The organism is Gilliamella sp. B2969, from assembly GCF_026536195.1.
Classification (GTDB): Bacteria; Pseudomonadota; Gammaproteobacteria; order Enterobacterales; family Orbaceae; genus Gilliamella.
The window spans coordinates 103,237-116,788 of sequence record NZ_JAFNOP010000004.1 but is presented as its reverse complement, the minus strand read 5'-3'; the positions used below and the strand labels follow the sequence as shown (position 1 = coordinate 116,788).

14 protein-coding genes are annotated in these 13,552 nt (G+C 34.4%); 8 read left to right on the top strand and 6 right to left on the bottom strand.

The features are described from left to right. Positions 1-221 precede the first annotated feature (221 nt). The 6 genes from J3U66_RS04870 to J3U66_RS04845 all read left to right on the top strand — a co-directional run bounded on the left by J3U66_RS04870 (position 222) and on the right by J3U66_RS04845 (position 6,023). Positions 222-1,601, top strand: a complete 1,380-nt coding sequence (locus tag J3U66_RS04870; RefSeq protein WP_267348215.1) for a hypothetical protein — start codon at positions 222-224, stop codon at positions 1,599-1,601. A gap of 17 nt (positions 1,602-1,618) precedes the next feature. After that, positions 1,619-1,960 carry a hypothetical protein gene (locus J3U66_RS04865; protein ID WP_267344379.1) on the top strand — a complete coding sequence of 114 codons (342 nt, stop codon included), beginning with the start codon at positions 1,619-1,621 and terminating at the stop codon, positions 1,958-1,960. A gap of 102 nt (positions 1,961-2,062) precedes the next feature. Then, entirely contained in the window at positions 2,063-2,191 is a 129-nt protein-coding gene (locus J3U66_RS04860; RefSeq protein ID WP_267344378.1) for a hypothetical protein, read from the top strand. 295 nt (positions 2,192-2,486) lie between these two features. Further along, complete coding sequence (gene trmA, locus J3U66_RS04855; protein WP_416379655.1) at positions 2,487-3,584, top strand: tRNA (uridine(54)-C5)-methyltransferase TrmA; 1,098 nt, start codon at positions 2,487-2,489, stop codon at positions 3,582-3,584. Between the two features lie 362 nt (positions 3,585-3,946). Beyond that, positions 3,947-4,633, top strand: coding sequence for a heavy metal response regulator transcription factor (locus J3U66_RS04850; RefSeq protein ID WP_065635101.1), 687 nt, complete (start codon positions 3,947-3,949; stop codon positions 4,631-4,633). Then, positions 4,620-6,023 (top strand): heavy metal sensor histidine kinase, encoded by a 1,404-nt coding sequence (locus tag J3U66_RS04845; RefSeq protein WP_065635100.1) that lies wholly within the window; start codon positions 4,620-4,622, stop codon positions 6,021-6,023. The genes J3U66_RS04850 and J3U66_RS04845 overlap by 14 nt, the downstream gene beginning before the upstream one ends. On the opposite strand, the gene J3U66_RS04840 is transcribed toward J3U66_RS04845, so the two are convergent. From J3U66_RS04840 to J3U66_RS04815, 6 genes are all read right to left on the bottom strand, one after another. Then, positions 6,016-6,216: a YaeP family protein gene (locus J3U66_RS04840; protein ID WP_065635099.1), complete on the bottom strand. Its 201-nt coding sequence runs from the start codon at positions 6,214-6,216 to the stop codon at positions 6,016-6,018. The genes J3U66_RS04845 and J3U66_RS04840 overlap by 8 nt on opposite strands. A gap of 43 nt (positions 6,217-6,259) precedes the next feature. Continuing rightward, a complete protein-coding gene (gene rfaC / locus J3U66_RS04835; protein ID WP_267348213.1) occupies positions 6,260-7,222 on the bottom strand; it encodes a lipopolysaccharide heptosyltransferase RfaC in 963 nt (320 codons plus the stop codon). Between the two features lie 6 nt (positions 7,223-7,228). After that, a complete protein-coding gene (gene rfaF, locus J3U66_RS04830) occupies positions 7,229-8,272 on the bottom strand; it encodes an ADP-heptose--LPS heptosyltransferase RfaF (protein ID WP_267332560.1) in 1,044 nt (347 codons plus the stop codon). 10 nt (positions 8,273-8,282) lie between these two features. After that, complete coding sequence (rfaD, locus tag J3U66_RS04825) at positions 8,283-9,209, bottom strand: ADP-glyceromanno-heptose 6-epimerase (protein WP_267348212.1); 927 nt, start codon at positions 9,207-9,209, stop codon at positions 8,283-8,285. Positions 9,210-10,071: 862 nt separating this feature from the next. Continuing rightward, positions 10,072-10,851, bottom strand: coding sequence for a methyltransferase domain-containing protein (locus J3U66_RS04820; protein ID WP_267348211.1), 780 nt, complete (start codon positions 10,849-10,851; stop codon positions 10,072-10,074). Between the two features lie 3 nt (positions 10,852-10,854). Continuing rightward, entirely contained in the window at positions 10,855-11,586 is a 732-nt protein-coding gene (locus tag J3U66_RS04815) for a 1-acylglycerol-3-phosphate O-acyltransferase (protein ID WP_267348210.1), read from the bottom strand. A 90-nt stretch (positions 11,587-11,676) separates the two neighbouring features. Here J3U66_RS04815 and mnmD point away from each other — a divergent pair, with 90 nt between their 5' ends. Next, positions 11,677-12,381 (top strand): tRNA (5-methylaminomethyl-2-thiouridine)(34)-methyltransferase MnmD, encoded by a 705-nt coding sequence (gene mnmD, locus J3U66_RS04810; RefSeq protein ID WP_267348208.1) that lies wholly within the window; start codon positions 11,677-11,679, stop codon positions 12,379-12,381. Positions 12,382-12,582: 201 nt separating this feature from the next. Next, on the top strand, positions 12,583-13,521 hold the full coding sequence (locus tag J3U66_RS04805) for a hypothetical protein (RefSeq protein WP_267348206.1): 939 nt from the start codon (positions 12,583-12,585) through the stop codon (positions 13,519-13,521). Positions 13,522-13,552: the final 31 nt, after the last annotated feature.

The window sequence follows — 13,552 nt, the reverse complement described above, 5'->3', positions numbered from 1 at the left end:
GGGCATCGGGCATCGGGCATCGGGCATCGTTTTTATTAGTTAATAGTGATAATAATTGTTATCAAGAGTTTCATTCTTTATACAAAAATCCATTTTCAAATTCATCTCTTTATTTATTCTATATCAATAAGCTTAATCATATCTCTTTATTCAAAGCGTTTTTAAGGCAGAGGATAGTAAAAACAGGTTTATGCACTCTATTTTTGTTGGTGTTGTTTACAGTGGTATCGATAAAGCCGGTACATGCTTTAACGACACAAACAGCACAGGTAATAAATGGTAATAGTCCTTATATCAGTTTTGATGAAGGAAAGACAACTTCAACGACGGTATTACCACTCTTATCGTTAATATTACCGAATAATCAGGCAATATCCGTTTTGGAAGATACTTCAACTTCTTTAACTCCAATAGTAATAGATAAACCATCACCAACATTTGCTGATATCAAAACCAATTTACCTTTTACTAGTTATCCATCAATGCCGTTAGCCAATGCAATAGTAGCAAATAATTATTGGCGTGATGCAGATGGGGATAAGCTTTCTACTGTCACGGGTTATTTGAAAGCAAAGTGGGAGGATGTTGAAGGTGTCGATATAACAGACAATATTAAATCGAATCCGAATAGTGAGTTAGATGCGTGTAAATCCCCCTATAAATTAACACTTAGTGCCGATGATGGCGCGTTATTGACTAACTATGGCATACCGGATATGAGTTCATTCAAGGGCGGAAGTCATAGCTATTACATTATTCCGAATGTAAAAAAAGCGTGTTATTTAAAACCTCATTTAGTTTTTGGTAAAGGAAGTCAACCAGGAGATATATATGAAAATGGCAATTATGCTGGTCCCCCTGAGCAATGGGATCCGGATAGAGGATTTAAACCGCAAAATATTAATGATGCCACAAGTAATTTTCCAACAACCGGTTCTAATAATTTCTTTTTTATTATGCAATTGGCAGGTCTAACTGCAAATGAATTTATTGCAATAAATAGTAATACAGTCAATGCTTCATCGGGTACTGGAATTTCTTTATCACTCAGTCGCGAAGGTGATTATGCTGTACGTATTACATTGAAAGGACCTGCTATAGACTCGCCAAATAAGTCGTTTTCAGTTTCAACATTTAAACTTTATAGCGATCAAAGTAAAACTAATCTAATCTACCAATTTACCATTTGGCGTTGGTACTTAGTAAAACCAAGTACTGATAATACTTTTTTTGATGATGGTCAGGCTTTTTGTCGTACTTTGGGGGGGAATTATAAACTTCCTGAAGTGTTTGATTTAACGAATGCAAACGGTAAGGATATTGTATCTGGTGAGAGATTGGCGATGGGTTTGCCTGGTCAAGGTAATGTTTATCAACGAAGAATCAGTTATTGGAATGAGCATTGGATTGGCGGGTTATTTAACGAATGGGGGATGGTAAATAATGAGTATTATACAGGCAGTAACTGGTATACCGGTGACTACGTAGTTAATCATAAAACTACGGGGGGGCTTGTATTTAATGTTCATTCTAATTATGGTGACGTTGATACCTCTTGGAGTACAACAACAAGCGCAAGAGTTGCTTGTATAACGTTTTAGAAGGTCATAAAAGGATAATGAACATTACTGAAAAATTAAAACAGAGTGAGCGTTTTGATAATATTTATTTTTATCGTGAAAGAATGTTTGTCCAGCTTTATGGTGTATCGCTTTATTTGTCGTTAAAAGAGTTAGATTTACCGTTAAATGTGCGAGTAAAACGATATAAAATGCTAGGAAATAAAGCAATTTTAAATGCGGGCATGCCATTAAAAAGTTTAATAAATTTAGATATAACTAATTTAATTGTAACCGATAGTGGCTTCAAAATTCCTAACAGTTGGTCGTTTGAACCCGTATCTTACCATGATTGGTATGAGAGAAAGCTAAAACAGTTATTATCTGAAGAAGAAAAATAGTTTGTTATATATCATGCGTAATTGATGATTTGCTAGCGATTAAGAACGTTAGCAGATCATGTAATGAGCGTGAAACAAGCAGCAGTTTAAGGAAAAGGATTAATGATAAAAATTGCCTCCAGAGAGCGTAGCGAACTGGCGCAATTTTTAGAGTGCAAAAAACATACAAAGGATTATGTATCAAAAATAGTCGATGCGATATTTAAAGAAAAATCTAATTCAAGAGTTTGAATTTAAAATGATTTATTACGGATAGATCAATCAATGCAGTTTTATATATAACAAAAATTTATATTAAATTTTAAGTAAAATGTCTAAATCCTAGGCTAATAATGTGTTTATTGTTATAACAGCCTTCATGTATATGTTATGATTAATAGGATTTTATTAAATCATACTATTACTGCTTTTAAATCGCGTTTTTAATTAATCACCTGATTGAATTATTTATGGTAGTTGATTAGTTATTCGATGATGAGCAGTATTTCTTTTATCATATTACCCTAATAGCGATGACTTAATGAAGATGACTGAATGTTTTTCCAACGATCAATATAACCGACAATTACAAAACAAAATCAATAATCTAAAAACACTTTTTAGCGATTTTGTGCTACCTGAATTGAAAGTTTATTCTTCTCCAGTAAGTCATTATCGGATGCGTGCTGAATTTAGAATATGGCATAATGGTGAAGATCTTTATCATATTATGTATGATAAAAAAACTAAGAAACGGGTTCGCATCGATAGCTTTCCTATTGCAACAAAGCTTATTAATCAAGCCATGCAAGCTGTTTTACCACTTTTACAGTACAATGAATCATTACGTCATTTACTTTTTCAAATAGACTATTTTTCCACGTTGAGTGGCCAACTATTAATTACGTTGTTATATCATAAAAAACTCGATGAAAATTGGATTGCTCAAGCAAGATTGTTAAAGCAACAATTAGCCGATCAGGGAATTAATGTCAATTTAGTGGGGCGTTCAAGTAATCAAAAAATTTCAATTGATGTTGATTATGTGGATGAAGTTTTGCCAGTGCTGGATAAAACATTTCAATATCGTCAAGTTGAAAATAGTTTTACTCAGCCTAATGCCGCAGTTAATATCAAAATGTTAGAGTGGGCAATTTCAGTGACTAAAGGTTCATCTGGCGATTTACTTGAATTTTATTGTGGTAATGGTAATTTTTCGGTTGCTTTAGCACAAAACTTTCGTAAAGTTTTAGCGACAGAAATTGCCAAAGCTTCGGTCTATTCGGCACAACATAATATTGTGGTTAATCAAATTGATAATTTAGTGATAGCCAGACTATCTGCCGAGGAGTTTACTTGCGCAATTAGAAAAGAGCGTGAATTTAATCGATTAAAAGGCATTGATCTAGACAGTTATCAGTGCCAGACCGTTTTAGTTGATCCACCACGAGGTGGATTAGACCAAGGCACTATCAATAATCTTAAAAACTACGCTACAATCATCTATATTTCATGCAATCCTTATACTTTAAAAGAAAATTTGCAACAACTTATCGCAACACATGAAATTAAACACTTAGCTATGTTTGATCAGTTCCCATATACCGATCATATAGAAATGGGCGTAGTACTACAGAAAAAATAGTTCTTTGCGTACCCAAAATGCTTTAATTTTGTTAGAATAACACATACCTTTCAACGCAAGAATCGGTGTTTGGTTAACAGAACGCGATTTTCTTTATTATTAATAAAAAAAAACCCTAGATAAACTAGGGCTGCATTAAATTGCAAGGAATGGATGAAAGGAAATAAAACAATGAAACAATAATGTCTAGCCTCATGAATCATTGTGTGCATACTATAACAGAGACAAACAAACTAATTAGTGACATAAAAATTACAATATAGTCATTAATTTGTCATGATGTCATTTGGTTTTTTCATATATCCTATTACAGCATTATGCAATTTCGATAATCAACTAAAATAATAAAGGAAATACTCAAAATGAAATTGTTAGTTGTTGAAGATGAACATAAAACAGGCGAATACTTACGCCAAGGTTTAATTGAATCTGGTTTTATTGTTGATTTAACCGATAATGGTTTAGATGGTTATCATCGTGCTATGACCGAAGATTATGACTTAATCATACTTGATGTGATGTTACCCGATATCGTTGGTTGGAAAATTGTCCAATCTTTACGTGAGGCAGGCAAAGATACACAAATTATTTTGCTTACCGCAATGGGTAGTGTTGATGATAAAGTTAAAGGTCTTAATTTAGGTGCTGATGATTACTTAGTTAAGCCTTTTTCGTTTGCTGAACTTTTGGCGAGGGTCAAATCATTATTAAGACGTAATGTTCCCCAAGTTAACAATTATCAACTTACCATTGCTGATTTGGTGATGGACTTACCTAAGCGCACAGTTACGCGAGCGGATAAAAGAATCGAATTAACTAATAAAGAATTTTTATTACTGGAGTATTTTTTACGTTATCCTGGCGAGGTTTTACCTCGATCGCTTATTGCTTCACAAGTGTGGGATATGAATTTTGATAGTGACACCAACGTGATAGATGTGGCAATTAGGCGATTACGAAATAAAATCGATGCTGGGTTTGAACCCAAATTAATACATACTGTGCGTGGAATGGGATATAAATTAGATGTATTGGATGAAGCGGATTAAAATTATCTCATTTCGTTTGCCCTTAATTGTGTGCTTACTGACATGTGGGTTACTTTATTGTTTTAGTTATCTGATCGAACGTTCATTTGAAAAATTTTCGATTCAACAAAATGTCACTGAATTGAATTCGGTAATTTCTTCTATTGAACGAGAGCTTACTTATTATTCTCCTGATGATAATCGTGATGAGTTTTTTCAAAATTTATTATTAATTTTGACAGGTCATCATCATCTGTTTGTCTATATTATTGATGATTCTGGTAAAATATTATATCGGACACGTGGTCCTAATTTAATGCTTGCTCTAAAACCAGATGAATTTGAAAAGATAGTCACTGAGCATACGACAGCAATATCCAATATGGATAAATCATCTTATCGAATCGCCGCTTCACGCGTTATGGTTGAACCACATAATCAATATACGACTATTGTAGCTGTTGGTCGTGATTTACAATTAGAATTTATTAATCGATTAAGAAATGGGCTTGGTTTACTTATTGCAATCTCATGTGTGCTTGCGCTAATTGGATCAATCATTTCGATATATTACACTCAAAAGCCGATTAATCGCTTAATTAAGAAAATTGAGCGTATTAATATGAAAAGCCTTAATTATCGAATTTCAACCTCGACTGTTCCTATCAAATACGTCAGCCTTGTACGCGCATTTAACAATATGCTTAGTCGAATGGAAGATGTTTTTCTTCGTCAGCGTAATTTTACTGCTGATATTGCGCATGAAATGCGAACACCCATTACTAACTTAACTACGCAAACTCAAATCGTGTTAAATAATGCTCGATCAACTGAAGAATACCGAGAAATTTTATATTCTAACTTAGAAGAGTATGAAAGAATGTCATTAATGATATCAGATATGCTGTTCTTAGCTCAGGCTGATAATCGTCAATTAGTGCCAAATTTAATCGATATTGACTTACATAATATGCTCAGCTTAATGTGTGAATATTTTGAACCCCTTACTGATGAAAAGAATATTGCTTTTAATCTGGAAGGTAATTGTGCACATATTCAAGGTGATAAAATGATGCTAGCTAGAGCAATAAGTAATATTTTATCCAATGCTATTCGTTATACGCCTGAAAATCAAATTATCAGAATTGTTTTAAGTCAAGTCACCGATAAACGTGTAAAGATCATCATTTCTAATCCAGGTAAGAAAATTGATAGCCGGCATTTACCTCATCTTTTTGACCGGTTTTATCGTGTAGATGAATCTCGTCATCGTAATGGAAATGATGCTTCTGGAGCGGGTATTGGATTAGCAATTGTAAAATCAATAATTGAAACGCATAAAGGCTCTATTTATGTCGAGTCTGATGAACAATCTACACGGTTTATTATCAATTTACCCACTGCTATGTGACATTAAAGTCGCTAATTAGTAAATTTGCGGCTGCGTAAGCCGCTTTATCTCTTAACTCTTTGGGAACCAGTTGGTTGCTGGCTACTTCATCAAGTGCTTGCATAACAGCACTTAGCGCATCTTCAATGTAACCAAGTTCATTACTGCCAATTTGTGCATATTTTTCACGAATTAATTCACAATAATTATTCATTAATTTTATCCCTTTTTAGTTAAGCAATGATGGATTGACTCATTTATAACAAATCAGTCAATTTTTGGTAAACGTGCTGTGCAGTGATTGTTTTCATGCTTTTTTCTGGCGAAATAATACTGTATTGATTTTTGCCATAACCACCAATTAACTTAGGATCAGTTTGACCAAATAGCGTAATATTTGGTCTATCTAATGCTGCTGTTAGATGACTCAATCCGGTATCAACCGAAACAACCGCTTTAGCACCTGCAATAATGGTCGCAATATCATTTAATGAGAGTTTTGGTAACACTTCAACATGGTTAAAACCTTGCGCAAGGCGAATTGCTCGTTGTTGTTCATGTGGTGCCCCCCAGGGTAATTTAATTTTTAAACCTGTTGGCTCAATTTGTTTGATTAATTCTCGCCATTGCTCCTCACTCCAATGTTTTTCATCCCGCGTTGTAGAATGTAAAAAAATAAGGTATTGTCCTACATCACTCGGTAAAGTACTTAGAAAGTGGCGAGCAATAGCATAATCGCCAGTGAGGGTTGGAGTAGGGTAATTTAGACTTTGGGCAAATAACATTCTAACACGTTCAATTGCATGCATTTGCTTGGGTATGTGGTGCTTTATATCGTAAAACCAACTCGCTATGGGCTCTTTGATGCTTTGACGGTCTAAGCCATGTTTAATGCCTTTAGCCTTGCGTGTAATCAAAAACGCACTTTTAATAAGCCCTTGTGCATCGATAATTGCATCATATTGCTTCTGTTGAAGTTGCTCAATAAAAGCGTGACGTTCTTGCCGTATTGGTTTTGCAAACCAATTTTTGCGCCAACGTCGGATTGCCACTGGTATAACTGTATCTACCGCAAAATGCCAACTGGGAATTTGGGCAAAGTTCTCTTCTACCACCCAGTCAAAAGTAACATCAGTTAAGCAATTTGCTGCATCAGTTAGTGCAGGTAGTGTGTGCAGCACATCTCCCATCGAAGAGGTTTTAACAACAAGTACACGCATGGCTAGTTACTCTTTTTCACAACGTACGATGAGATTCATTAACGTTTCGAACACTTGAGCGGGTTTTATATCGATCAAACTTTGGTGATACCCTTGATCGCCATCGCCTTTACGTACTTTGTGATATCCGGTGATTAATCGAATAATTTCTGCTCTGTTGGATAAAGGTGGCGTAAAATCAGGACTACTTGGCCCATAAAGCGCCACTAAAGGCCGATCTAATGCGGCAGCAACATGCATTAAACCAGAATCATTAGTAACGATTGCTTTACACCCTGCAATTAAATTAATTGCTTGCTCAAGCTGTGTTTCGCCAGCAAGATTAATACATTGATCGCTATGCGTCATTTTGGCCATAATTTGATTTCCAACTTCCCGATCGTTGGCCGAACCAAATATTAAAATTTTAGCATGTTGGCTTACAATCATATCGGCTAGTGCTGCATAATGGTAATCGGGCCATCGTTTAGCCGGTCCAAATTCAGCGCCGGGACAAAAACCAATTAAAGGTTCATCGTTTGCAATATTGAACAGGGTTAAAGTATTGGTTATATCCTCTTGGCTAACCTCTAATTTTGGCCACAATAATGGTTTAGGCAGATCTTGTGCTGAATGAATTTGTTGTTTAGGATAAGCAAGTGCAACATAACGTTCGACCATTTGTGGAAACGCTGGTTTATCTAATTTGCGCAAGTCATTTAATAATCCATAACGCATTTCACCTTTCCAACCTGTTCGTTTAGGAATTTTGGCGAAAAAAGGAATTAATGCTGATTTAAGCGAATTAGGCAAAATAAAAGCTTGTTCATAATTGTTATTACGTAGCTCTTTACCTAAATGATAACGTTGCATAAGATTAAATTCACCATGACCTAAAGGCATTGCAATCGATTGATTTACTTCCGGCATTTTATTCAGTAATGCTCGACACCAAGCGGGTGCCATGACATCGATTTCAACGCTAGGATCAAGTTGTTTTAAAGTTCGATATAGGCTTTGTGACATCATCATATCACCCACCCAAGACGGGCCAATTATCAACGTTTTCATTTGACTTCCTTTATTGCTCATTAAGCCATTGCATATATTCAGTTGTCCCTTCACTTACTGTTTTAAAATCAATTGGACAACCCGTTTTTCTAAACTTAGTTAAATCTGCTTGTGTAAAACGTTGATAACGTCCTTTTAGGTGATCAGGAAATGGAATGTAATCAATTTCCTCTTTTTTGTGATAACTTAATACCGCATCTGCGACAGCTTGGAATGACTCGGCACGGCCTGTACCACAATTGTAAATCCCAGAGATATTATTTTTCCAAAACCATAAATTGACATCAACTACATCGCCAACATAAATAAAGTCGCGTTTAAAATTATCACTGCCAGCAAATAATTTCGGTTTTTCACCTTTATGGATTTGTTCGTTCAAGTGAAAGGCAACGCTAGCCATACTGCCTTTATGATTTTCGCGTGGTCCGTAAACATTAAAATAGCGAAAACCACACACTTGTGAAGTTGCATCAGGTAGGATTTTTCTTACATATTGATCAAAAAGAAACTTAGAATATCCATAGACGTTTAACGGTTTTTCATAACAGCGATCTTCAATAAAGTTATCACTACGTCCACCATAAGTTGCCGCAGATGATGCATATAAAAAAGGAATATTGAAATCTAAACAGTAATGTAACAAATCTTTCGAATAATCATAGTTGTTTTCCATCATAAACTTGCCATCCCATTCTGTTGTTGATGAACAAGCACCTTGATGGAAGATGGTTTCAATATTGAGCAGTTCTCCCGCAATGATTGCTGAAATGAATTCATCTTTATCCATATAGTCAGCAATATCTAAATCGACTAAATTTGCGAATTTAGTTCCATCGGTTAAATCGTCGACAACTAAAATATCTTGATATCCTTGATTATTTAATCCTTTAACAATATTGCTTCCTATAAACCCAGCGCCACCCGTTACTACGATCATAATCATTTTCCTTAACTAATCTATTTAATCTACTTATGATACCGATTTATGCAAAAATTTTCGAGTAATCATTTAAGTTAAAGTCATCATTGAGCATTAGTAACTAAATTGTACAGAACAATTGACCACTTAACTAACTAAATGGGGTAATTTATACTCGATATTAGAAATATCAAGTATTTCTACTTGTTTTGCTGATCATTAAGTACTAGCAAAGCGGTAATTTGATTTGTTCTATAGTGTTTTGTCAGTGCTATGACGGCATTAGTATATTGGTTATTATTGATAATGCAGTCAGTTAATATGCCACTTTAAACGTATTTATGGCGTAAATCAGAGATAACTGTCGAGCCATTTTCAAATAACATCATAATTAATAATACCAACAAAAGAATTTGTTGTATCAATAATTGTTACAGCTCTAATCCCAGCTTTTGTCAAAGCAAACATTGCCTGCCTATAAAAGCGTTGTATTATTTTTAATATCTATTTTTTATGAATGTCGATTCAGCAACTGTTTAAGCGTTGTTAACCAAACTTGTTCAACGTTGCCACCAAAATGATAACAAGTAGAATGTTTTTGCGTAAATTTTTTAGTTTTTTGACTATCATTGCTAAAGCCTTTAATTAAGGCTAATTGTCGTGCAATCTTGATTGTTTGTGTAAAATTTATAGAGTACGCTTGTTGGCTAATTAACTGCTGATTAGATGAGTCGAAGTAAAAGAACAAATTGAAATTTCGAAAGCAATACCAATTGTTGTTAGGCAGTGCGGACAGAACCTTTATTAATTGTAAAGGCATAATGATACTTATTTTAGAAGATGAATATAGCCTGATAGAAGGCTATATTTTATCTATCACTCAATCGTCATTGTTTAATTTTGCACTTATCAAAATGTATCTAGCTAAACTCAGATAAGGTTCAGTTTGGCAATACTGTTTTTCTAACTCAAGTAATTGATCAAAATGACTTTCAGCTTTGGATTTATTGTTTAAGTAATCATGAAAAACTCGAATTCCTGTTTTATTGGTAATAACAAAGCCAAGGTGAGTTAACCAAGTGTAGACATCATGAGGTTTTCTTGGATAATCGGGTGAAAGCGTCTTTTTTTTACGTTTACGAAGACCTGATTGGGTGTAGCCAAAATTGCCTAGAGTGACAGTTTTAAATAGTAATGCATCAAGGTTATAGAACATCAAAGATAGATAACCCTCAGGTTTTAAGTATTTTTTTAAAGATGCGATGACCTCAACAGGCTCTGCCACCCATTCTAAAACAGCATGACAAATGACGAGATCAAATTGTTCATGAACATAATTACTGAGCTGTTGAATTGAGCTATGGATGAAATTCAACGTAAGGTTTTCAGTTTGGGCTTTTTGTTTGGCTAAAGCTAACATGTGCTCAGAAATATCACAAAGCGTGACTTGGTGTCCCATTTGGGCTAATCGACAAGCAATTTGCCCTTGTCCACCACCTGCATCAAGAATTCTTAATGATTGATTGGCAGGGTAACATGTTAAGATTTTAACTAGCTCTTGCCAAACAATCGCTTCACGAATTTTTCCTTTTGTTGTGCCATAAATGTTTTGTGCAAACTTATCGCTGATATCATCAAAGTTACGGTCTTGTTTAGTCATAAATTATTTTTGATTATCTTGTTGCTTGGCTTGCATATTGATTTGTTCGATTTTGTCACTCATTAATTGGTGGCACTGTTCCATTAAAGTACGAGCATCCTCTTTTCGTAGGTTTTTCGTTTCGATCGGTGCGAGCATCTCAACAATCACATGACCGTTGTTTAATCGATTTAATTTAATCGAATTGGTATCAGAAACACAAATAGGCACAATCGGCACACCGGCGGCAATCGCAGCTTTGAATGCACCGGTTTTAAATGGCAGTAAGCCACGACCTTGACTACGGGTACCTTCAGGAAACATCCAAATTGAGATGCCTTGTTTTTTTATTTCATCAACAACTAATGCAATCGTATCATGCGCTTTAGATTTATTATTGCGATCAATTAGAATATTACCGGTGAGATAATAGAGCTGACCAAAAAAAGGAATCCAAGCAAGACTCTTTTTACCAACTGTAACTGTTTTAGGTTGAAAAATATCGGCAGCAACAATCATATCAAAATTATTTTGGTGGTTGGCGATATAGACGCAACTACCTATTTTTTCGATATCAGGATATTTACGTGTATCAATTTTTAGCCCTAAGATTGGTTTAAAAAAGAAGCTAAAAAGATGAGCGAATCGAGCAATATTTTTTGGATTACGTGGATTAAATAGACAAAAAACTATGCCTAAGACACAAACAATAATCCCTATAACTATTACACTAATTAAGCGAAAAAGAAAAACCATAATTTACCTCATAAGTTTAATGCGCGTATTATATACTTAATCTAGGCTAATATACAGTTAGCTTGTCTGTTTCACACATTAAGGGTATTTATGCAAAAATCGACAATTATTTGGGACAATAATACAGCAATTTCTGGTTATTTTGATGATGTATATTTCAATACTGATGGTGCGGTTGCTGAAACAACATATGTATTTATTGAAGGCAATGAGCTTAATTTGCGATTTTTACAACACAATCATCACACATTTATTGTCGGTGAAACCGGTTTTGGTTCAGGACTGAGTTTTTTAGTTTTATGGCATCATTTTTTACAATTCAAAAAGCACAACCCCGATCACCCACTAAAAAAATTGCAATTTTTTAGTGTCGAAAAATATCCATTATCGATGGATGAAATGAAAAAAATACACAATAGTGTCATTGCAAAAGATCATCCTTTAGCGCCATTAGCAAAAAAATTGCGCGAGCATTTGAATCAATCCACGATATTAAGTCAAGATGTCAATTTATCGGTTTGTTATGATGATGTTGCACAATTTGCAACATTTTTAACTAAACAACATATTTTGATTGATGCATGGTTTTTTGATGGTTTTTCACCGGCTAAAAATCCCGACATGTGGTCTGAATCCTTGTTTAAGGCTTGCTATAAGCTAACTCGTTCAGGTGGACGTTTTGCAACGTTTACCGCAGGGGGTTTTGTGCGCCGTAATTTACTGAGTGCTGGCTTTGTTGTTAATAAGCAAAAAGGATTTGGGGTAAAGCGAGAAATGCTAATTGGCTATAAATGATAAGTTATGCTAAGTAGATAAAATTGTCATAATCATTTATTATCAATCATCTTGTAATTAATAAGATAAGTCAATACGGTAACAATAATTCAACAATTTACTAAAATTTATAAACTCATTGATATAATATCTTGAAATATAACAATAGATTATTTTTTAATAACATAAGGAAAGTACAACTTAAGTTGAACAGGAGAAAACATGAAAACTTTTAAACTATTACCACTGGCGTTAATAGGCGCTATGGCTTTAGCTGGTTGTGAAGAAAAAAATGAAGAATATTTTCTAAAAAATATTGATGCAGCAACCGAAAAACTTGAACAATGCACCCAAGATTTTAAAAAAGCTTTTATGGCAAAAGATGAAAATGCTGCTGAAAAAGTCAGTAATAATCCAGAGTGTTTGGCGGCAGAAAGTGCTATTAAGAAAGACAAACAATTAAAAGATGAACAAGAGAAACAGCGTAAAGAAGCTGAGCAAAAACAAGCCATTGATTCCGCAATGGCAGATATTCAAAAACAAGTTAATGGCTTGGCATGGACTGACGTTATTGATGAGTATTTAAAGATTGATGAATGTAAAAAAGCTTTATTTTCAAGTACAAGCGGTAATCCTAAATGTGTTGCATGGGAAACTATTTTTAAAGAAAAAGTTGATGAAGGTAAAAAAGAGTTAAAACAATTATCCTTTGATCAACTTAAAACTAAAATGACATCATTATGTAAGTTAGATAAACGAACTATTTCTAATTGTAGTATCGCGCAAGAAGCATTACAAGAAAAAGCAACTGAAGAATTAGCTAACGACGATCTGCAAACAATTAAAGCTAAAGAGCCCATTTATTGTGCTGACGATTTAAAACTTTTAGCGGTGTGTAGAGTTGCTTGGAATAACGCTTGGCAAAATCAACATAACAAGCTTGTTAAGTTTTATACTCAAAACAATACAGAATTTGTGACTACTTATAATGCTTGCATCGATAAACTAGAACAAGTTAAGGCTGAAAATTCAGATTTTTTAAAAGGAATTCAATTAGAAGAAACAATTAGACAAACCTATCCATGCCGTCAAGTAAAAGATGCTTACATCGAAAGAGGTATTGGATATGCGCCTTTCGAAGACGGAAAATTAGAACAATAATCGCCTTAATGACCCCCTGCTTAGCATGGGG